We start from the raw sequence: 19,960 nt of genomic DNA, 5'->3' as shown, positions 1-19,960 counted from the left end.
GGCGTGCGCCAGACCGCCGAAATCGGTAACGAATTCCTCGATGATGAACCTCGCGAAACTGGTCCGGTATCGGCGATGACCTGCCCGCCGGACACTGTAATCACTTCCCGTCTATGGGAATACATGTGGATCCCCATCCGCGAGAAGGCGGAACAATACGTCCCAGGTAGCCGGGCGGAGGGATGACTGTGCCACAGACGAGGGGCCGACCCATGGTCTTGCCGAGAGGTCCACTCGTGGCGGCAGCCGAGGCGGTGGCGGGAGGATCGGTTCCTCCGCCTTTCTTCGTCGGGGAATCCGACGACGGCGACCTGCATCTCGCCCGCGCTCTGGTTGCCGCGATCCTTGCCGACGCGCCCGCCTCGGCAGCCGGCCTGGAGTGGGCAGTGGCGATACTCAGAACCTCGACGGGCGCCCTGGTGCTGCTGAACACCACGGAGGGGCGCGGTTGGTTGCCGCCGGGACTGTTCCTGCCGGTGGAGGTCACCACCCCGTGGCGCTGGCCGGTGATTCGCCGGAAACCGGCCGACGAACTCATCGCTCCGTTGGAGGGCGTTGCCGACCCCTCTCGTGCGCTCGTCGAATTCGGCCTGCTCGGTGAGAGTCGCGGTCGTGGTCGGATCAGCGCACTGGCGTCGTCCCGGCGTATTCCGGCAACGGTCCGCGCGGGTCTGGGCGGCGGGGTTCTCGTCGAGGACCAGGTGGAAGCCTTCAGGTCCGGAGTCGACCTCGCGTCGCCCGGCGTGGGCCTCGTCGATCGGCTCATGATCGCCGGGTCCGACGAGTCGCTGCGCCGTGCCGCGGAGGCGTCCGAAGGGGACGTTCGGGCCACCTGCCTCGAGCTCGCCCGAGACGCGGACGCGAGGGTGCGGGCCGCGGTGATCGACGCGGGTGGAGATCTGACGGCGTACCACGACCTGCGTCACCGGACCCTAGAAGCGTTGTGTGCCGGTCGAGAGATTCCGGCAAGCTGGTGGGGGCAGCTTCGGGACGCCGACGGCATGCTGGCGGCCGTATCGAGGTCTCGGCGGCTGGATGTTTCCGAATCTGCCGTCGGAACCCCGGTGGACCCACCCGGCGCGGATGCCCTGCGCGCGTTGATGTTCGAGCGTCGCGCAGGCGAACTGCTGTTGCTTGCGGCTGGGGAGCCGGGCGAGCAGACGCTGCGCGATGCGTTGTATACGTATGGCCAGATCGTGGAGCATCCACTCATCCCGGCAGCACCGCACACGGATGTTTCGGTGGATGCGGCGGAATATTTCCGAGGCCGGACCGGACCCGTCGGAAATGGTGAGGGCAGGAGATCCTGATGGGCAGGAACAAGGACCAACTGGTCAATGATCTCAGGGGCGACTGGGATGACGCCATGTGGTTCGGCGACGTCGACGACGACAAGGTCGGCGATTACCTGAGGGATCTCAACGACCTGCCACCGGACCAGATGGCCGAGGTCATCAAGAGCCTCGGTATGGGCATTCGAGAAGATCTGGTCGATGATGCCTCGGACGGAGACAAGGAGAAGTATTCCCTTCTTGTCGATGCTCTGCAACACGACGACAAGATTCCCGCACTCGTCAATCATCATCTCGAATCCGACTTTCTCGGTAAACGGGAGGACCCGAAGGCCGGGGACAAGTTTTCCGATTTCAAGCTGGAAATTCCGATTCCGCCGGGATCGGGGGTGTCGAATGATTTGAAAGCGGCCATTTCGGTGGCGAACGACGAGTTGCGGTATCTGATGTATCAGATGGGGACGGAGAACAGAGAGAAACCGTCGCTGCTGCTCTCGCCGTCCGAGAACGACAATAATACGATGGACAAGAATCTGACGAAGTCGTTCATGGACACGATCGCGTCGGGTGAGGCCGCGGACGGGTACTTGTCGGCGATCACGTATCTGGAAGCGCTCGCGGACGAGTGGAACAGCAAGGATTCGCAGTATCTGCTGACCGAGCAGACGCTGGGTAACCTGAACGGCCGCTACTACAAGAGCATGTGGGACCGGATCCAGACGGTGCGTGAGCACATGTTCAACAGCATGCGGGAACTCGACGGCACCGAGACGACCTGGATCGACGGGCAGTTCGAGAAGGCTGAGGCCGACCGCGCCGCGATCGTCAAGGATCTGCCCGAGGGCAAGCGGGACAAGGCCGGGTTGGAAGAAGCGCTGCGGGAGCCCGGGATTCAGCACGTGATCGAGGAACGGCCGCTGTTCAACATGATTCGGGAAGCGGTCGTGGGCTGCCGCGACGACGTGGTCTCCTACGTGGACACCGTCGCCGAGCTTCCTTTCGACATCGGTACACCGGCGCCGGCGCCGGCGCCGGCCCCCGCGCCCTCGCCGTCTCCCTCGCCGTCACCGTCCCCCTCGCCGTCTCCCGCGCCCTCCCCGTCACCGTCTCCCTCGCCGACCCCGGTGCCGACGCCTACACCCACACCGACACCGACTCCCACCCCCACGCCGACTCCGACGCCGACCCCCGCTGACAACACCGGTAACGAGGACTTCAGCAACCTGTTCAGCGACCTCGACCTGACCGGTGAGGACGGCAATCCGATCGGCGCCGACACCGACGGCGGACTCGTCACCGCGGGCAACGGCACCACCGGCAACGGTCTCCCCACGGGCAGCGGCGTCACCGCGGGCAACACCGGCGGCAATACCGGTGGCAACACGGGAGGCGGCGGTGGTGGTGGTGACGCCCTCGGCGGACTCACCTCCATCCTTCCCATGCTGCTGACCATGCTCACCAGCGGACTCGGTGGCGCGGGAAACCTGCTCGGCGGCAACAAAGACAAAGACGACGACAAACCGAGCGAAGACGAGATCAAGGAGCGCGAGCGGGCCGCCTACGAAGCCGGGGCGCAATCTCAGCAGACCGTCACGGCCCAGCAGGCCGGCTACGCCCAGCCCGCCGCCACCGACCCCAACGCCGCCGGCGCGGCCCAGCCCGGCGCCGTCACCGCGCCCACCGGCAACGGCAACCCGCCTCCGGTCAACGCGCCCGGCGCCATGGTCGACTTCCCCATCCGCGACGGAGTCACCCAGCAGGTCCCCACCACCGTCGCCGACGCCCTCAACCGGCAACTCCACGGCGGGGCCGTCGACGCCAATGCCGCGTACGCCGGCACTCCCGGCGAGTCCACCGGTGACCACCGCTGGACCATCGTCAACGATCTCAACAAACTCCAAACCGGCGATATCGTCCAATGGTCCAACCACAGCGCCCTCATCGTCGTCGACAACGGCACGCTCAGCTATGTCGACAACGGCCAACTCATCCCGCTCGACCCGCAGAACCCGCAGGACAGCAACTACGGCGCCTTCCAAGGATTCCGCCATCCCTCGGGTATCGCCGACCCGAACGACACAGCGAACCCCGAACCCAACCCCACGGCCATCACCGCGGCCGCCACTCCGCCGCCCGTCACCGCCGCCCAAAGCCCCGGCGCCGCGGAACCGCCGAAGATCTGACGCCGCTATTGCGGATCTTGATCTTCACCTCCCGTTCAGGTGAATGATGTACCCGGTGTACCGCTCCCAGCTCTGGTTCGCGTCGTCCCATGAGTAGTTGTATCTGCCGATGTGTTCCAGGCGGATCCTGGTGTCGGCGAAAATGCTGAATCCGGAACGCCGGGCGCGCTCGCAGAACGCGAAATCCTCGCCGAGATACCAGGTATCGTCCTCCCGCTCGACGACCATCGGCAGGAAGAACGGGATGCGTGGGCTGCTGTTCCGCTGGCAGATCGGAAGCTGCTCGTGCACGACGATCTTCTCGTACACTTCGCGTTTGGTATACAGGAATCCACCGGCGGCGTGCCTGATCTCCATCAGGCCGCCGTGCTTTCCGAAATGAATCTTGCGGGTTCCGGGCAGGAATCCGCACGCAGGCTGGAAGCGTGGATGTTTCTTCGCGTAGATGCCGCACACGATCGGAAGATCGTGTGATCGAAGCGTTTCCACGGATTCGGGTTCGAATTTTACGTCCGAATCGATCCACATCAATTCGTCGAATCCCTTGGCCAGCGCTTTGGTGGCGAGCCGATTACGTCCCTGATCGATGGCGGAAACACCGAACACGCGCCACACCGTATATCCGAGATGCTCGAGTCGCCGCAGGTTGTATTCACATGCGGGGTCGATGTGATCCCGCGCGGGCACCAGCACGACGCACCCGGAGGGGTCCTTTTCCATTCATCCACCTAAGAAAGGGCTGACCGACTGAGAGAACGGTACCGCGCGCAAACCGAGGCCGCCTCCTCTGGGAACCCGCCGGCCCGGTGGTATAACAGGCCCCTTCGCGCCTTCTTCCCAATTGTGGGGAGTGGGGATAATGAGGTCTGTTGCCTGGAGGAGGCGACACGTCACCGGCCGGACGGTGAGCTTGTCCTGGAGAGTGGGGCCATCATGGTCGAGATGCATCCCGAGACGGTGGCTGCGCTCGGTTCGAGCAAGGAATTCATCCACACGATCGATGAGATGCAGGAACGGATCGACCGGATCCGGGCCAGGCGGCCATCTCCGACCTCGCGGGTGATTCCGGAAGTCGATGCCGAAGCCAGGCTCACGGATCTGTACATCGCCCCGGGCACGATCGAGATAATGACCCGGCAACAGTTGGCTGCCGAGATCGTGGGTGCGATCCAGGAGAGCACGATCGACGCGCTGCGACAGCACCGGCTGGCGGTGCAGGCGACCGAGTGGCCCGAAACCCGCCGGGCAGGCCGTGAGGAGTGAAATGGCGACGCCGGGTGACGTCGATGCCGCGGTCCACAGCGACCACGTGCCGCAGAATCAGGTCTACGAGGTCTTCAACCCCGACTATTCGGTGGGTGTCGCGTGTGAACGCAACGGCATCGTGGTCGGACTGCACCTCGACGACGAGGTGTGGGAATCCACCGACAGCTGGCTCGCCGCCGAGATAGTCCGGCTCGCCCGGCTGGCTCATATGAAGGCCAGGGCCGGCCGCCGCGCGGAGTTGGTCCAGCGGTACGGAAACGGGAGCCTCGCCGACGCGCTCGGCCTCCCCACCGAGGCTCAGTACCGCCTCGCCGAGAAGCAGGAATTCGGCGGCAGCTACTGACCGCGCATTCCCACGATTGGGGACGTGCGACACTGCAAAGAGTTCGGTCGGAAAGAAAGAGGCACTCGGCATGGCGCGACCCGTCAATCAGGACCCGGACAATCTGCATCAAAGCGGCAGTGACAACCACGGTGTGGCACCCGCGAGTCGCGAGCGCGCCAAGACCAACGACGAGTACCGCAACAAGTTCTACGGTGCCTACGGGTATGCCGCCCACTCGTACCTCGTCTGGTCGGACGGGCAGTATCGGACCGCTCACGAGACCGGCTGGAATACGAAGGCCGAGGGTCACGAGACAACCGGTGACAACGCGTACGGGGCTTCGCGCAACTTCTCGACCACGGATATCCACGGCGGGTCGCAAGTCCGGGGCAGCGCGCCGGAAGTGTAAGTCCGCCAATCCCGTTCGGCATGTGCCGACGGTGCGATAACCACTTTTTCGCTCTCTGCCGATGGTCGTCGACCCGGACGACCATCGGCATTCGGCTTTTATCCCGCGGCGAACTGTGTGTCGCGTCAGACCTTCGGTGGCTCGATGGCGCTGGGGTCTTGCGCAGTGGCGATGGGGGGCGGAGAGGCGACCGTGGGTGCGGGTTGGGCGTTGGCGGTGTTGAGGGGCGGTGGGGTGCCGTTGCCGGCGGGTGCGGTGACGGCCCCGGGGGGCGGGGCGCCGTTGCCGGTGGGAGCGGTCGCACCGGCGGGTGCCGTGACGCCGGCGGGTTGGGTGGCGGCGGCATTGGGGTCGGTCGCGCCGGTGCCTTGCTGGGTGAAGGACGCTTGCTGGGCGGTGACGGTCTGCTGCTGTGACTGGACGCCGGCTTCGTAGGCGGTCTTTTCGCGTTCCTTGATGTCCTCTTCGGTGGGCTTGTCGCCCTCTTTGTCTTTGTCGCCGCCGAGGAGGTTGCCCGCGCCACCGAGTGCGCTGGAGAGCGCGGACATCAGCAGGGGCGCGATATTGCCGAGTCCGCCGAGCGGGTCACCGCCGCCGCTGCCCGCGTTGTTGCCGCCGGTGTTGCCGGTGGTATTGGCCACCGGGGTGACACCGCCGGTGGGTGAACCGTCGGCGGTGACGAGGCCGCTCTCGTCGCTGAGGGCGCTGCCGTCCTCACCTGTCAGGTCGAGGTCGCTGAACAGGTTGCTGAAGTCGTCGTTACCGGTGGTGTCGGATACGGGCGTCGCGGTCGGTGAGGGTGTCGGCGTGGGTGTCGGTGTCGGCGTGGGGGTGGGTGTGGGAGCCGGTGTGGGGACCGGTGACGGCGACGGTGCGGGCGATGGTGCGGGCGAAGGCGAGGGTGACGGGGAGGGCGAGGGCGACGGGGAGGGAGACGGTGCCGGCGCGGGCGCCGGTGCGGGGGCGGGCGCGGGTGTGCCGGTGTCGAAGGGGAGGTCGGCGACGGTGTCCACGTAGGAGACCACGTCGTCGCGGCAGCCCACGACCGCTTCCCGAATCATGTTGAACAGCGGCCGTTCCTCGATCACGTGCTGGATCCCGGGCTCTCGCAGCATCGCTTCCAGCCCGGCCGTGTTCTGCTTGTCGTCGGACAGGTCCTTGACGATCGCGGCCCGGTCGGCCTTGGGCTTCCCCAATTGCTCGGCGATCCAGGTGGTCTCGGTGCCGTCGAGTTCTTTCATGCTGTCGAACATGTGCTCACGTACCGTTTGGATCCGGTCCCACATGCTCTTGTAGTAGCGGCCGTTCAGGTTACCCAGCGTCTGCTCGGTCAGCAGATACTGCGAATCCTTACTGTTCCACTCGTCCGCGAGCGCTTCCAGATACGTGATCGCCGACAAGTACCCGTCCGCGGTCTGTCCCGACGCGATCGTGTTCATGAACGACTCCGACAGATTCTTGTCCATCGCATTCTTGTCGTTCTCGGACGGCGAGATCAGCAGCGACGGCTTCTCCTTGCTCTCCGTCCCCATCTGATACATCAGATACCGCAACTCGTCGTTCGCCACACCGATGGCGACTTTCAGATCATTCGATACCGCGCTCCCCGGCGGCACCGGAATCTCCAGCTTGAAATTCGAAAACTTGTCCCCGGGGTTCGGATCATTCTGATTACCGAGAAAGTCCGTCCATGACATCGGCAGGTTCCGGTCGTCCGACGCATCTCTGTCGAATACCGAGTTATTGTCTTCCCATTTGATATGGAAGGCGGTACCGTCGGCGCGGTAATCGATGCCGTTTTCTTTGTAGTCGTCGAAGGACCAGCTTCTGACTCGTATCGGATGCGCGGGATCGTCAGGATTCGCCTGGTAGAGGGTGACCTCGCCACCCGGGCTCTCCTGGCCGGTGAAGTAGCCCGACCTGGGGATGTCCTCCGACTTCGTGAGCTTGCCGTCCGAAGACGCGTACTGGTAGTACTTGGTCACTGCGCACCCCTCGACAAGTGGTCTCGCCGCAATCGGTACAACAGCTGCGCCGGGGCGAGGGCCACGGCACTGGCCCGTCGATCCGATCGGTGCGACGTCTGCCCCGATTATGCCGAGTCCCCAAATATGGGAAACGGCCGAGCGTGGGCGGCGAACCCCGCTCGGCCGTGAATTCCCCTATCAGCTGTTGATCAACTCCGCCTCGGACTCCGCCTCGTCCGGCTGCTCCGGACTGGTGGAGCGGTTGGGGAGCAGGATCGCCATGACTATCACGATCAGGGCCAGGGCGGCGGAGACGGCGAAGGCCAATTTCATGCCGTCGAGGTGGGCGGTGACGGGGTCGGCGCCGTCGGCCACCAGGGCGGTGCTGCGGGCCGACATGATCGTCACGACCAGGGCGGTGCCCAGGGCCGCGGCGACCTGCTGCAGCGTGCCCAGCATGGAACTGCCGTGGGAGTAGAGGTGCGCGGGCAGGGCGCCCAGACCCAGGGTGAACACGGGGGTGAAGGCCGCGGCCAGCGACACCATCAGCAGGATGTGCAGCGCCAGCAGCGCCCAGTACGGCATGGTCAGCGAGATCTGGGTGAAGCCGGCCAGCGCGGCGGCGACGCCGATCGAACCGGGGATGACCAGCACCCGCCCGCCGAACCGGTCGTACAACCGGCCGATGGTCGGGCCGAGCAGGCCCATCGCCAGGCCGCCCGGCATCACCAGCAGGCCGGTCTGCAGCGGGCTGAGTTCGCGCAGGTTCTGCAGATACAGCGGCAGCAGGATCATCGAGCCGAGCATGGCCAGGAACGCCACGGCCATCAGGGTCAGCGCCTTGGCGTAGGTGCCCGATCGCAGCACCCGCATGTCCAGCAGCGGCACGCTGGTGCGCTGCAGGCGCAGCTGACGCAGGACGAACAGCACGATCACGGCCAGTCCGGCCACGACGATCACCGCGGGGGTCGCGACATTGTGGGTCTCGAATCGGCTCAGGCCGTACACGAGTCCGCCGAAGCCGAGCGCCGAGAGCGCCACGCTGAACCAGTCGATCGCGCCCGTCTCCGGTTCGCCGACATTCTCCAGCTGCCGCAGGCCGAACCAGGTCACGATGCCGGCGATCGGCAGCACCAGCACGAAAAGCCAACGCCACGAAGCGATCTGCAGGACGAGCCCGGAGATCACCGGACCCATGGCGGGCGCCACCGAGATGGCCAGGGTGACGTTGCCCATGACGCGACCGCGATCCTGCTCGGGCACCACCGTCATCAGCGTGGTCATCAGCAGCGGCATCATCACCGCGGTGCCGCCCGCCTGGACGATCCGGCCGAGCAGCAGCACCTCGAACGTCGGTGCGACGGCCGACAGCGCCGTGCCCGCGAGGAACACGCCCATCGCGATGGCGTAGGCGCGGCGGGTGGTGACCCGCTGCAGGAACCATCCGGTGACCGGGATGATCGCCGCCATGGTGAGCATGAACGCGGTGGACACCCACTGCGCCGACCGCTCGCTGACGTGCAGATCGCTCATGAGCCGCGGGATCGCGTTGATCATGATGGTCTCGTTGAGAATCACCGTGAAGGTGGCGAGCACCAGTAATCTGATGACTGGCGGTGTCCGCCGCCCGGTCGGGCGATCGGTTCTGGCGGCGGACATCGGGTACCTCCGGGGGGCGTGCTCGAAATGGGGACTGTGTGGCCCCGGGCGAGTCTTCGACTGCCGTATCCCGTGCCACATGAGATCGGACGGGGATGGACGGCTCAACTCATCGGTCGCCGCTCAGTATTCCCGGCGGACGTCGGCCGGAGCATCCGGTTTTCCGATGCCCGACAGCACTCGATAGCTGGGTAAATGCCTGGTGGACAACCATTTCGACAGGTCGCGGGGCATAATCGTGACGCTGGTCACGGCGTCCGCTCGGGCGCGCGCACGGGCAGCAACGCCGCCAACCCGATGCCCAGCACCAGCAACAGTCCCACGATGCCCGCGCGATCGGCCCCGAAGCCCCAGGCGAACAGGCCGAACAGCGTCGGCGCCAGGAACGACACCGCGCGTCCGGTGGTGGTGTAGAGGCCGAACATCTGACCTTCGCGACCCGGCGGTGCGAGCCGGACGAGGAAGCTGCGCGCCGCGGCCTGCGCGGGGCCGACGAAGATGGTGAGCAGCAGCCCGAACACCCAGAACAGCACCGGCCCCGACACGACCAGCAGCGCCGCGCCACACACCAGCATCGCGATCAGCGACGCCACGATGACCGCCTTGGGCCCGACGGTGTCGTCGAACCGGCCCGCGACGAGCGCGCCGAGCGCGGCCACCACATTCGCGGCGATGCCGAACAGCAGCACATCGTCGTCGGCGATGCCGTACACCCGCACGGCCAGCACCGCGCCGAAGGTGAACACGCCGGCCAGACCGTCGCGGAACACCGCGCTCGCCACCAGGAACCCCACCGTGCGCCGATCGGCGGTCCACAGGTCGCGCAGGTCGCGCCACAGCACGCGATAGGACGCGAAGAACCCGGCCCGCGCCGCCCCGGGATCGGCCGTCGTGCGCGGCAGTTCGGGGATCGCCATCAGCATCGGCACCGCGAAGGCCGCGAACCAGACCGCCGCGAACACCGCGACGAGCCGGATGTTCAGCCCGTCCTGCGTGGGCACGTCCAGCAGCCCGCGGTTGTCGCCGTCGCCGGCGATGAACCCGAAATAGCAGATCAGCAACAGCAGAATGCCGCCGAAATAGCCCATCGCCCAACCGAATCCGGACACCCGGCCGACCGTCGCCGGGGTGGAGACCTGCCGCAGCATCGCGTTGTAGGGCACCCCGGCCAGTTCGAAGGCGGCCGAACCGAGCCCGAGCAACAGCAGACCCAGCCACAGTTCGCGGTGGTCGTCGTGCACGAAGAACATCGCCGCCATCACCATGATCGTGAGCCCGGTCAGCACGGCGAGCGAGAGTCGGCGGCGGGCGGTGGCGTCGAACCACTGCCCGCTGACCGGTGCGGTGACCGCGACGAACAGACCGGACAGTCCCAACGCCCAGCCGAGCCAGGAGCTCGCCGAGATCCCGCCGGGCAGGTCGTCGCCCACGGTGTCGGTGAGGTAGACCGAGAACACGAAGGTCAGGATCACGGCCTGGAACGCGGACGAGCCCCAGTCCCACAGCCCCCACGCCACGACTTGCCCTCGTCCGGCGGCCTGCCCGATCGTCGCCCGCCCCGAAACTTCGGTCATGCAGCGCAGCGTATTCGAGAAGACGCCCGGCTCGCGGGTATGATAAACATTTGGTGGCGACCGTCTAGCATCGGAGCAGCAGCATGATTCCGGATCCGGTTAAGTTTCGGGTCGGCAGCGTCGATTCGCTTGTGGCCGAGCGTGGTCCGACGGCTCTGCGCATCGCGGTCGGCGGACAGCTGCGCAAGCTCCGTGAGCAGTGCGGGATCACCCGCGAGGCCGCGGGCGAACATATTCGCGGCTCGCACGCCAAGATCAGCCGCCTGGAACTGGGCCGCACCGGCTTCAAGGAACGCGACATCCGCGACCTGCTGTCGTTGTACGGCGTCAACGACCCCGAGGAGCGCGAGTCCTTCCTCGAACTCGTCCGGACGGCCAACCGGCCGGGCTGGTGGCACCGCGACAGCGACCTGCTACCGCAGTGGTTCGAGACCTACATCGGCCTCGAGCACGCCGCGCACTCCATCAGAACCTTTGAGGCGCAACTGATTCCGGGCCTGCTGCAGACCGAGGCCTACACCCGCGCCGTCGTCGAACTCGGTCACGAGGAGGGCGAAGCCGCCCGCCGCGTCGAGCTTCGCCTGCGCCGCCAGGAGGTCCTCGACCGGCCGGGCGCCCCGACCCTGTGGGCCATCGTGGACGAGACCGTGCTGCATCGCCCGGTCGGCGGCAACGCCGTGCTGCGTGAGCAGTTGGAGCACCTGGTCGAGATGTCCGAACGGCCCAACGTGACGCTTCAGGTGCTGCCGTACGCCGCGGGCGGCCATGCGGCCGTAGGCAGTTCGTTCGCCATTCTCCGCTTCGCCGAGCAGGAACTGCCCGACATCGTCTATATCGAGCAACTGACCAGCGCACTCTATCTGGACCGCTCACAGGACCTGGACCTGTACCGCCGCGTCATGGACCGACTGAGCATCCAGGCCGAGCCGCCGGAGAAGTCGCGGCAGCTCATGAAGGCCGCCGCCGCCCGGCTGTGACCGCGCCGCGCGCATCGCGATAACGTTCGACCAGCTCCGTCCCCAATCGGGCGAGTTCGGCGCGCACCGCCGGCGGGCCGGTGACCTCGATCGTCGCACCCCATCCCGCCAGCTGTTGGGCGATCATCAACGGCGTCGGCGCGGTGACGCGGACCCGCGTGCGACCGTCGTCCACCGATCCGTCGACCACGCAGTGCCTGCCCTGCTGGTGGAGCAGTATGGGCGCCAGTTCCGCGGAGAGCAGCACGGTCGCCGAGGTGGCCGCGCGCTGCTGCTCGACCTCGCCGACCACCTCCTCCCACGCCGTGGACAGCGCGAAATCTGTTGGGATATCGAAGGTTTCGCCGGTCGGCTCGGCGGCGACGATGCGGTCGACGCGGAAGGTCCGCCGCCCGCGGTCGGTGCCGGCGACCAGATACCAGATGCCGTCCTTGTCGACCAGCCCCCACGGATCCACCTGACGTCGCGAGCGTTCGCCGCGGCGTTCGTAGACCAGCTCGATCCGGCCGCGGCGCACCACCGCCTGCTGTAACCAGCCGACCAGTTCCGGGACGGTGGCTTCCCGCCCGCCCCAGCCGACCGGGTCCACCACCACCGCGTCGGCGGCGGCCCGGGCCTCGGTCCGGAACGTCTCGGGCAAGGCGTGCAACAGTTTTCGCAGCGCCGAGCGTACGCCCGGTGCTGCGGTCGCCGCCGGTCCGAGGAGCAGGAACAGGGCCTGTGCCTCCGAGGCGGTCAGCCCGCTGAGGTTGGTGCGGGCGCCGCCGATCAACTGCCAGCCCCCGCCGCGGCCGGGCTGCGGGTATACCGGGACGCCCGCCGCGGACAGCGCCTCCAGGTCGCGTCGCGCGGTGGCGACCGACACCTCCAGCTCCGCGGCCACCTCGGAGGCGGTCACCCGCCCCCGGTCCTGCATCAGTAACAAGGTCGCCACGAGTCGATCGGCACGCATGCGGAAATTCTGCCTGGCAAAGTGCTCATTTGGTGAGCACTTTGCCGTCGAGGATGGAGTCACAACACAACGAAGGAGAAACCGATGTTGCGAGGAATGGCTCATGTCGCGTTCTACGCCGACGATCTGGACGCGGCCGAGCGGTGGTACGGCGAGGTCTTCGGCATGAAGGCCTACTACCACGTGCCCGGCTACGTCGAATTCCGAGTCGGCGACTACTCACAGGAGTTCGGCCTCATCGACGGTCGCTTCCGCCCGCCGGGGACGCCCGCGCAGCCGGGCGGCGAGATCCTGCACTGGCACGTCGACGACCTGCCCGCCGAATTCGAACGGCTGCTGTCCCTGGGCGCGAAGGAGTACGAGGCCCCGCGTGAGCACGGTCCGGGCTTCGTGACCGCGTCCGTGGTCGACCCCTTCGGCAACATCCTCGGCGTCATGTACAACCAGCACTACCTGGACATGCGCGCCGAGATCCGGGGCGCGAATGCGCCGGGGCCTAATCGGTGATTCGCCGTGCGCGGATACGGGTAATTCTGAGACCGTAGACCCCGTCGGAACCGACGCGAACATGTAGGAGCTTTTTCGATGTCGATGTTAGTTTTCCTGGCCCTGTTGCCGTTTGTGGGCGCCGACAACGCGCAGTCGCTGGCGATCCAGAATCAAGGCCTGCTCGGCGGTTGGTGAGGACCCGCCGAGTACACCGCGTACCGGGCTGGTTCGTGCACACGGCCCGACGAACCGTGGTGTCAGGCGGCCCGGCCTTTTCGAGGCCGGGCCGTTCTGCGTGTACCGGTGCTAGGACGGGTTTCCGGACTGCAGGCCGCTGTTCAGGCGCACCACGACATTGTCCGCGTTGACCTCCTGGACCGTGATGTCGAGACCGTCGGCGGGCTTGGTCTCGCCGACCGGAACATCCACCTGCTGCCCGGCCACCTTCAGGGTGACGGTATCGCCGTTCACCGCAAGCAGTTCCGCCTCCACGCCGAGGATGCTCGCCTTCGCGTTCACGCCGCGATCGAAGGTGACGGTGCATCCGCTGACGGCGCACTCGGTCTTGGTGCCGGCGCCCTCCGTGGTGCAGGCGGCCACGCTCAGCGGGATGACCAGGGCGAACATGGACAGGGCGAGCAGCCGTCGATCGAACACGCGCTCAGTGTAGGGGGGATCGGGATGTTCCGGGGGTGAGTAGGCCGTCCAGCACGCGGTGCGCCGTCTCGACGCCGTGCGAATCACCCAGTCGCAGGGCGGTATTGGCCGCGGTCAGCACGGCCGCGAGCTGAAAGGCGAGCAGTTCGGGATCTGCGTCGCGGAGGTCCCCCGCGGCGGTGGCCCTACCGGCCTCGCGGGCGAGCAGTGCGAGCCAGTCCCGATGTTGCTGGGCCAGCGCGTCCCGGACCGGGCCGGGGCGGCTGTCGAATTCGGGCAGGTTGGCGCTCCAGAAGCAGCCGCCGGGAAAGACCGGCTCGGTGGCGTAGGCCAGCCAGTTGTCGACCAGTGCCCGCAACCGCGCCGCACCCCGCGCGGCGGCGGCCGCGGGCTCGATCACCCGCTCGGCGAAGAGTGCGCCCGCCGCGGCCACGGTGGCCAGTTGCAACTTCTCCTTGGTGCGGAACAACGTCTGGATGCCCGCCTTGCTGATGCCGAGGTCATCGGCCAGCCGGCCGAAACTCAGCCCGTCCAGACCATCGAGCGAGGCGATGTCGACGGCATGCCGGGTCACGGTCTGCCGCGACCGGGCGCCACGCAGCAGGCGCCGATCGGAGATCTCGGACTCGGGGGAATGCATACGACCGATCGTACGGCAGTCAGGCGGTCTCGGTCTTGGCTCCCGCGCGGGTCCGCAGCCCGCGCAGCGACTCCGGCACCAGCCGATCGCGGGTGGCCGGCTTCGGCCCCGCCAGCACATACACCGCCACCAGCAGCACGCTCAACCACACGTACGTGTTGCCGATCACGTGTTGCCAAGGCGTCCAGTCGAATTCGCGGTTGTTGTCGCCGGGCTCCCAGTTCTGCGGGCCGATGACGAACACGACCGCCGTGGCGGTCACGACGGCATACCAGAGCCGGGCCTGTCGCCGCGGCAGCCGACTCGCCGCCCCGAGCGCGGCCAGCAGCCCCGGCGCGATCCACACCCAGTGATGAGACCAGGAGATCGGCGAAACCAGCAGCGTGAAGACCGCATTGAAGGACAGCGCCAGCGCCGGGGTGTCCGCGGCCTGCCGCATCGCCGTCGCGACCAGCGCCAGCAGCGCCACCGCCAGCACCAACCAGATCAGGGTGAACTCCGGCTTGGGTACCTGCAGGCGAGACAGCACGCCCTGGATCGACTGGTTGGTGTGGAACGCCGATCCGCTCAGCCCCGACACGTTCCCCATGCCGCCGAACCAGTACCGGGTGGACTCCCCGGGCATGACCACATAGGCGAGAGCGCTCGCCACGGCCCCGGTGACCGCCGCGGTCGCCGCCGCCCGATAGTCGCGACGCACCAGGAAGTAGAGGACGAACGCCGCCGGGGTCAGCTTGATGGCCGCGGCCAGGCCGATCAGCATGCCGCGCTTCCACTTCGGGCGCGCGGTCAGGCAGTCGGCGACCACCAGCACCATCAGGATCAGGTTCACCTGGCCGAAGTCCAGCGTCGCGTGCACCGGCTCCAGCAGCAGGCCCAGCGGCACCGCGCAGGCGGTGGCCCACAGCACCATCTCGGTGCTGCCGTCCCAGTACCGCCGTGCCACCAGGTAGAGCGTCACCGCCAGCGCCGCGGTGGAGACCAGGAAGAAGGCGATCGCGGAACCGTGCAGGGGCAGCATCGCGAACGGACTCAGCGCCAGCGCCGCGAACGGCGGATAGATGAACGGGAGCCCCACGCCCAGGGTCGTCTTCGGCAGCGTCCCGTACATATCGGCGCCGTGCCACCACGCCTGCACTCCGAGCCGGTACACCTGCAGGTCGATGAATTCCCCGCTGATCGGCTCGAGCGGCCAGGTCGGCAGCCGTAGCCACACGGCGGCGGCGGCGATCAGTGCGGCCGGAACCAGCCACACTCTTCGCCCGAAGCGTCGAGTCGCGGCGTCCGGCTGCAGGGGAGTGGAGACACTAACCATCCGGCCCGAGGTTACCGGCAAGCCGGTGCCCGGTGCGCGCACGGGTCCGACTGCCCGGCCGCGCCGCTCCCGCCGGACATTTGCTGTCCGGTCCGTAGCATGAGAGCCGCTATGACGATCATCCGTGCCCGCCGGCGTTCCGCCGAGGCTCCCCTCGTGCTGACCACCGAGCCGGCGCGCAGCCTGTCGTTCTGGGACCAGACCGCTTTCTGGGCCAATCTCGGGGTGAGTCTCATCGGATTCACCGGGGCCGTCTATGTCCTGCAACCCGAAGGCCATCCGCAGCTGCCGATCGCGGGCGCGTTGCTGGCTACGGTGCTCGGCACGCTGATCGGCACCGGCCTGGTCGCGGCGGCCGGTGCGGTCGGCGCGCGGACCGGCGCACCGGCCATGGCCAACTTCCGCGGCCTGTTCGGGACGCGGCTGTCGTATCTGCCCACCGTGGCCAACATCGTGCAGTGCGTCGGCTGGGGCGTATTCGAGTTGACGGTGATCTCCGGCGGCGTCCGGGTACTGACCCACGACCGCGTGGACCACGGCGTCGTGGTCGTCGCCGCGGGCGTGCTGTGCACGGCGATGGCGATCTGGCCGCTGAGCGTGCTGCACATCCTGCGCAAGTACGTCACCGTGGCGGTCGCGATCTCGATGCTCTATTTCACCGTGCAACTGCTGCGGCACCCGCTGCCGCACGTTTCCGGCACCTCGTGGAGCGGGTTCTTCCCCGGCGTGGACACGGCCCTCGCGGTCGCGGTGTCGTTCGTGCCGCTGGCCGCCGACTACACCCGGCACGCGCATTCCGCGCGCGCCGCCTCCGGGGCCACGCTGCTCGGCTACTCGATCGCGCAGATCTGGTGCTATCTGCTGGGCGTGGTGGCGCTGATCCAGGTCGGCGGCGACCCGGACCGGATCTTCGACACCTTCCTCGGCGTCGCGGCGGGCTGGGTGTTCTTCGCGGTGCTGGTGCTGCGCGAATCCGATCAGTCCTTCGCCAATGTGTATTCGACCGCGATGTCGCTGCAGAATCTGCTGCCGCGGGTGGACCGCCGCATCCTGGCCGCGGTGGTGGGCGTGCTGGCGACGGTGCTGGCGCTGGGCGTGCGCGACTTCACCGGCTTCGCCAATTTCCTGCTGCTGATCGGTTCGGTGTTCGTGCCGTTGTGCGCGGTGCTGGTGGTCGACTTCTGCTGGGGGCGCGGCAGATCCGGTTCGGGCGCGCACGGCTGGGATCTGTCGGACCGGGCTCCGGCGCGGCCGCTCATGCTGCTGCCGTGGCTGCTGGGATTCGCCGTGTATCAGGTGTTCAATCCCGGTTCGGTGGCGTGGTGGGCGCGGCTGTGGACCGATGTGCAGAACGCGATCGGCGTGCACCCGAGCTGGTGGTCGTCGGCGTCGCTGTTCTCGTTCCTGGCCGCGGGGCTGGCCACGGGATTGCTGGTGGTGCTCGAACGGCGGTTCGCCGGACGCGCCCGTGACTGACGACCGTGTGTTCGGCATGGGCGAGCACCCCTTGGCCGAACCCGATTGGCCGCCACTGGAACTCGCCGAACTCGGCGGTGCGGCCGCCATCGAATGGCGCAGCCCGCGACCACTCTCGGCCACGGCGCGGGTGCGGGGGTCGGACGGCACGCGCGTCGTCGTGAAACGACTGCCCACGGCGCTGCGCGACACGGCGGCGCTGGCCGAGGAGCATGCGTTCGCGGCGCACCTGCGGTCTCAGGGGATTCGGATTCCGGCGGTGCGGCAATCCTTTTCACGTGGCGAGTTCACCTACGAGATCCAGTCCGTCGGTGCGGGCGAGGACAGCTATCGCGACGCCTTCTCGTGGTCGCCGTATCTGTCGGTGGCGCACGCGGCCGCCGCGGGCGGGCTGCTCGCCCGGACGCACCTGGCCGCGGCGGGCTACGACGCACCGGCCCGGCCGCCGCGGCCGCTGCTGGCCGGGTTGTGCACCGACTTCGCCGAGTCCGTCGCCCGACGCGCGGCCGCCCGCCCCGCGGTCGGGGCGTTTCTCGAGCAGCGCGGCTGGCGGGCGGAGGTGGAGTCGCTGCGCCGGGCGGCGGGCGGTGACTCGCTGTGCGTGGACCTCTCCGGCCTGCCCCCGCTGTGGACCCACAACGACTGGCACGGCACCAACCTGCTGTGGGACGGGGACGAGATCACGGCGGTCATCGATTTCGGCCTCGCCAACCGGACGGCCGCCGTATTCGACCTGGCCACCGCGATCGAGCGGTTCGCCGTGGACTGGCTCGCGCTGCGCGCGGGCGAGCCCGCGCGGATACACACCGACCAGCTCGCCGCCTTCCTGGCCGCCTATCGCGAGGTGCGGCCGCTCGACGCCGCCGAGCGCCGGGCGCTGCCCGCGCTGTTCCCGCTGGTACACGTCGAGTACGAGCTGTCCGAGATCGACTACTTCCTCACGGTGCTGCCCGAGCCGAATCGCGAGAATGCCGAGATCGCTTACCGCGACTACCTTTTCGGCCACACCCACTGGGCGTTCACCCCGGCGGGCCGGGACTTCCTCGCAGTGCTGTCGCAGCTGTGCGGCTGACCCGGGCGCGCCGCGCGCATCAGGTTGGCATCAAGTCAGCAACCCGAGACGCAGATCACACCATCCGGCTGTTAAATTCTGCCGGCACGTCTGAAAAGCGCGATGTCCGGTGTGATGTCGTGGACGGAGGAGAAGGACTTGGCTATACCGGAGCCAGAACAGCAGGCCACCGACACTTCGTCGGTCGGCTGGTGGGGTGGATTGCTGCGCACCAAAAGTGTCGAGCAATCCATCCGCGATACCGATGAACCGGACGCGAAACTGCGCCGCGAACTGACGGCCTGGGATCTCACCATCTTCGGCGTCGCCGTGGTGGTCGGCGCCGGTATTTTCACCCTGACCGCGCGAACCGCCGGCAATGTCGCCGGGCCCTCGGTCTCGCTGGCATTCGTCTTCGCCGCGATCGCCTGCGGGCTCACCGCCCTGTGCTACGCGGAATTCGCGTCCACGGTGCCGGTGGCGGGCAGCGCGTACACCTTTTCCTATGCCACGTTCGGCGAATTCGCCGCCTGGATCATCGGCTGGGACCTGATTCTGGAATTCGCGCTGGCCGCGTCGGTGGTGGCGAAGGGCTGGTCGCAATATCTCGGCGAGGTGATGGGTTCGCGCCCGCCGATCGTGCACTTCGGCTCGGTGAGCTTCGACTGGGGCGCGGTGCTGCTGATCGCGGCGCTGGGCGTGCTGCTGGTGATCGGCACCAAGGTGTCCTCGCGGGTGTCGGCGGTGGCGGTCGCGATCAAATTGGCGGTGATCGCGCTCGTGGTGGTCGTCGGCCTCACCTATTTCAAGGCGTCGAATCTGAAGCCGTTCGTCCCGCCGTCGAAGCCGAGCGACGCCGGTAGCGGCGTGCACCAGTCGCTGTTCTCGTGGCTGACCGGCGCGGGCAACAGCACCTTCGGCTGGTACGGGTTGCTGGCCGCGGCGAGTCTGGTCTTCTTTGCGTTCATCGGGTTCGACGTGGTCGCCACGACCGCCGAGGAGACCAAGAACCCGCAGCGCAACGTGCCGCGCGGCATCTTCGGATCGCTGCTGATCGTCACGGTGCTGTACGTGGTGGTGTCGCTGGTGCTGACCGGCATGGTGCCCTACACCGATCTGGCCGGTAAGGACGCCACGCTCGCGACGGCGTTCGCGCTGCACGGGGCGACGTGGGCCAAGAACATCATCTCGATCGGCGCGCTGGCGGGCCTGACGACCGTGGTCATGGTGATGTTCCTGGGTCAGACCCGGGTGCTGTTCGCCATGTCGCGCGACGGGCTGCTGCCGCGTTCGCTGGCCCAGACCGGAAAGCGCAATACTCCGGTGCGGATCACCGTCATCGTCGGTGTGGTCTGCGCGGTGCTGGCCGGGTTCGTGGAGTTCGGCACGCTCGAGGAAATGGTCAATATCGGCACGCTGTTCGCGTTCGTGCTGGTGTCTATCGGCGTGCTGATCCTGCGCCGGACGCGGCCGGATCTGCCGCGCGGGTTCCGGGTGCCGCTCGTGCCGCTGGTGCCGATTCTCGGCGTGCTGGCGTGTCTGTGGCTGATGCTGAACCTGTCGGTGGAGACCTGGCTGCGGTTCCTGATCTGGATGGTGATCGGCCTGGCGGTGTATTTCACCTACGGCGTACGGCATTCGGTACTGCGCACCGGCGTGAAATAGCCACGGAATCGGGATGGGGCAATCCACTGGCGAATAGGTCGCCGGGTGATTCCCCGTCCCGAT

The 19,960-nt window shown here is 67.5% G+C and carries 18 protein-coding genes; 9 read left to right on the top strand and 9 right to left on the bottom strand.

Translation table 11 applies throughout. The features are described from left to right. The first annotated feature begins 236 nt into the window (after positions 1-236). Positions 237-1,310: a hypothetical protein gene (locus ACFMRZ_RS16975; protein WP_400179903.1), complete on the top strand. Its 1,074-nt coding sequence runs from the start codon at positions 237-239 to the stop codon at positions 1,308-1,310. Between the two features lie 952 nt (positions 1,311-2,262). Here the strand turns inward: ACFMRZ_RS16975 and ACFMRZ_RS16970 are convergent. Beyond that, on the bottom strand, positions 2,263-2,724 hold the full coding sequence (locus tag ACFMRZ_RS16970) for a hypothetical protein (RefSeq protein WP_400182889.1): 462 nt from the start codon (positions 2,722-2,724) through the stop codon (positions 2,263-2,265). A gap of 775 nt (positions 2,725-3,499) precedes the next feature. Next, the gene (locus tag ACFMRZ_RS16965; protein WP_400179902.1) at positions 3,500-4,195 is read right to left on the bottom strand and encodes a hypothetical protein; all 696 of its coding nucleotides are present in this window, start codon (positions 4,193-4,195) and stop codon (positions 3,500-3,502) included. A 222-nt stretch (positions 4,196-4,417) separates the two neighbouring features. On the opposite strand from ACFMRZ_RS16965, the gene ACFMRZ_RS16960 reads away from it, so the two are divergent. From ACFMRZ_RS16960 to ACFMRZ_RS16950, 3 genes are all read left to right on the top strand, one after another. Beyond that, the gene (locus ACFMRZ_RS16960; RefSeq protein ID WP_400179901.1) at positions 4,418-4,738 is read left to right on the top strand and encodes a hypothetical protein; all 321 of its coding nucleotides are present in this window, start codon (positions 4,418-4,420) and stop codon (positions 4,736-4,738) included. 1 nt (position 4,739) lies between these two features. Then, a complete protein-coding gene (locus ACFMRZ_RS16955; protein WP_400179900.1) occupies positions 4,740-5,084 on the top strand; it encodes a hypothetical protein in 345 nt (114 codons plus the stop codon). A gap of 70 nt (positions 5,085-5,154) precedes the next feature. After that, positions 5,155-5,475, top strand: coding sequence for a hypothetical protein (locus tag ACFMRZ_RS16950; protein WP_280271986.1), 321 nt, complete (start codon positions 5,155-5,157; stop codon positions 5,473-5,475). A 125-nt stretch (positions 5,476-5,600) separates the two neighbouring features. On the opposite strand, the gene ACFMRZ_RS16945 is transcribed toward ACFMRZ_RS16950, so the two are convergent. From ACFMRZ_RS16945 to ACFMRZ_RS16935, 3 genes are all read right to left on the bottom strand, one after another. Next, positions 5,601-7,460, bottom strand: coding sequence for a hypothetical protein (locus ACFMRZ_RS16945; RefSeq protein WP_400179899.1), 1,860 nt, complete (start codon positions 7,458-7,460; stop codon positions 5,601-5,603). Positions 7,461-7,640: 180 nt separating this feature from the next. Then, complete coding sequence (locus tag ACFMRZ_RS16940; protein WP_400179898.1) at positions 7,641-9,101, bottom strand: MDR family MFS transporter; 1,461 nt, start codon at positions 9,099-9,101, stop codon at positions 7,641-7,643. A 248-nt stretch (positions 9,102-9,349) separates the two neighbouring features. Beyond that, positions 9,350-10,675 (bottom strand): MFS transporter, encoded by a 1,326-nt coding sequence (locus tag ACFMRZ_RS16935; protein ID WP_400179897.1) that lies wholly within the window; start codon positions 10,673-10,675, stop codon positions 9,350-9,352. A gap of 83 nt (positions 10,676-10,758) precedes the next feature. Between ACFMRZ_RS16935 and ACFMRZ_RS16930 the strand changes: the two genes are divergently transcribed. Continuing rightward, positions 10,759-11,652, top strand: coding sequence for a helix-turn-helix domain-containing protein (locus ACFMRZ_RS16930; protein ID WP_400179896.1), 894 nt, complete (start codon positions 10,759-10,761; stop codon positions 11,650-11,652). On the opposite strand, the gene ACFMRZ_RS16925 is transcribed toward ACFMRZ_RS16930, so the two are convergent. Further along, a complete protein-coding gene (locus ACFMRZ_RS16925; RefSeq protein WP_400179894.1) occupies positions 11,624-12,604 on the bottom strand; it encodes a helix-turn-helix transcriptional regulator in 981 nt (326 codons plus the stop codon). The genes ACFMRZ_RS16930 and ACFMRZ_RS16925 overlap by 29 nt on opposite strands. An 84-nt stretch (positions 12,605-12,688) precedes the next feature. Between ACFMRZ_RS16925 and ACFMRZ_RS16920 the strand changes: the two genes are divergently transcribed. Next, positions 12,689-13,111, top strand: coding sequence for a VOC family protein (locus ACFMRZ_RS16920; RefSeq protein WP_280273507.1), 423 nt, complete (start codon positions 12,689-12,691; stop codon positions 13,109-13,111). A gap of 288 nt (positions 13,112-13,399) precedes the next feature. On the opposite strand, the gene ACFMRZ_RS16915 is transcribed toward ACFMRZ_RS16920, so the two are convergent. Genes ACFMRZ_RS16915 through ACFMRZ_RS16905 form a run of 3 tightly spaced genes read right to left on the bottom strand, consistent with a single transcriptional unit; the run spans position 13,400 to position 15,705 of the window. After that, positions 13,400-13,750, bottom strand: coding sequence for a hypothetical protein (locus ACFMRZ_RS16915; RefSeq protein WP_400179892.1), 351 nt, complete (start codon positions 13,748-13,750; stop codon positions 13,400-13,402). A 4-nt stretch (positions 13,751-13,754) separates the two neighbouring features. Then, positions 13,755-14,390: a TetR/AcrR family transcriptional regulator gene (locus tag ACFMRZ_RS16910; RefSeq protein WP_400179891.1), complete on the bottom strand. Its 636-nt coding sequence runs from the start codon at positions 14,388-14,390 to the stop codon at positions 13,755-13,757. 19 nt (positions 14,391-14,409) lie between these two features. Next, positions 14,410-15,705 (bottom strand): glycosyltransferase 87 family protein, encoded by a 1,296-nt coding sequence (locus ACFMRZ_RS16905; RefSeq protein WP_280366818.1) that lies wholly within the window; start codon positions 15,703-15,705, stop codon positions 14,410-14,412. Positions 15,706-15,816: 111 nt separating this feature from the next. Here ACFMRZ_RS16905 and ACFMRZ_RS16900 point away from each other — a divergent pair, with 111 nt between their 5' ends. The 3 genes from ACFMRZ_RS16900 (at position 15,817) to ACFMRZ_RS16890 (ending at position 19,897) form a co-directional block, all read left to right on the top strand. Continuing rightward, positions 15,817-17,181, top strand: coding sequence for a purine-cytosine permease family protein (locus ACFMRZ_RS16900; RefSeq protein WP_400179890.1), 1,365 nt, complete (start codon positions 15,817-15,819; stop codon positions 17,179-17,181). Then, on the top strand, positions 17,174-18,253 hold the full coding sequence (locus ACFMRZ_RS16895; RefSeq protein WP_400179889.1) for a phosphotransferase enzyme family protein: 1,080 nt from the start codon (positions 17,174-17,176) through the stop codon (positions 18,251-18,253). The genes ACFMRZ_RS16900 and ACFMRZ_RS16895 overlap by 8 nt, the downstream gene beginning before the upstream one ends. A gap of 144 nt (positions 18,254-18,397) precedes the next feature. Next, complete coding sequence (locus tag ACFMRZ_RS16890) at positions 18,398-19,897, top strand: amino acid permease (protein ID WP_400182888.1); 1,500 nt, start codon at positions 18,398-18,400, stop codon at positions 19,895-19,897. The last annotated feature ends 63 nt before the right edge of the window (positions 19,898-19,960 follow it).

It is taken from the genome of Nocardia sp. N2S4-5 (genome assembly GCF_044628355.1).
GTDB classification, from domain to species: Bacteria; Actinomycetota; Actinomycetes; order Mycobacteriales; family Mycobacteriaceae; genus Nocardia; species Nocardia wallacei_B.
The sequence above is the reverse complement of the archived record's forward strand: the minus strand, read 5'-3'. Positions and strand labels throughout refer to the sequence as shown.

What these genes read in the sequence shown, in the direction of transcription:
- ACFMRZ_RS16960 (WP_400179901.1), top strand. Translation starts at nt 4,418, where the DNA reads ATGCATCCCGAGACGGTGGCTGCGCTCGGTTCGAGCAAGGAATTCATC.
- ACFMRZ_RS16965 (WP_400179902.1), bottom strand. Translation starts at nt 4,195, where the DNA reads ATGGAAAAGGACCCCTCCGGGTGCGTCGTGCTGGTGCCCGCGCGGGAT.
- ACFMRZ_RS16935 (WP_400179897.1), bottom strand. Translation starts at nt 10,675, where the DNA reads ATGACCGAAGTTTCGGGGCGGGCGACGATCGGGCAGGCCGCCGGACGA.
- ACFMRZ_RS16920 (WP_280273507.1), top strand. Translation starts at nt 12,689, where the DNA reads ATGTTGCGAGGAATGGCTCATGTCGCGTTCTACGCCGACGATCTGGAC.
- ACFMRZ_RS16900 (WP_400179890.1), top strand. Translation starts at nt 15,817, where the DNA reads ATGACGATCATCCGTGCCCGCCGGCGTTCCGCCGAGGCTCCCCTCGTG.
- ACFMRZ_RS16950 (WP_280271986.1), top strand. Translation starts at nt 5,155, where the DNA reads ATGGCGCGACCCGTCAATCAGGACCCGGACAATCTGCATCAAAGCGGC.
- ACFMRZ_RS16940 (WP_400179898.1), bottom strand. Translation starts at nt 9,101, where the DNA reads ATGTCCGCCGCCAGAACCGATCGCCCGACCGGGCGGCGGACACCGCCA.
- ACFMRZ_RS16925 (WP_400179894.1), bottom strand. Translation starts at nt 12,604, where the DNA reads ATGCGTGCCGATCGACTCGTGGCGACCTTGTTACTGATGCAGGACCGG.
- ACFMRZ_RS16955 (WP_400179900.1), top strand. Translation starts at nt 4,740, where the DNA reads ATGGCGACGCCGGGTGACGTCGATGCCGCGGTCCACAGCGACCACGTG.
- ACFMRZ_RS16905 (WP_280366818.1), bottom strand. Translation starts at nt 15,705, where the DNA reads ATGGTTAGTGTCTCCACTCCCCTGCAGCCGGACGCCGCGACTCGACGC.
- ACFMRZ_RS16970 (WP_400182889.1), bottom strand. Translation starts at nt 2,724, where the DNA reads ATGGAGGTGAGTCCGCCGAGGGCGTCACCACCACCACCGCCGCCTCCC.
- ACFMRZ_RS16910 (WP_400179891.1), bottom strand. Translation starts at nt 14,390, where the DNA reads ATGCATTCCCCCGAGTCCGAGATCTCCGATCGGCGCCTGCTGCGTGGC.
- ACFMRZ_RS16930 (WP_400179896.1), top strand. Translation starts at nt 10,759, where the DNA reads ATGATTCCGGATCCGGTTAAGTTTCGGGTCGGCAGCGTCGATTCGCTT.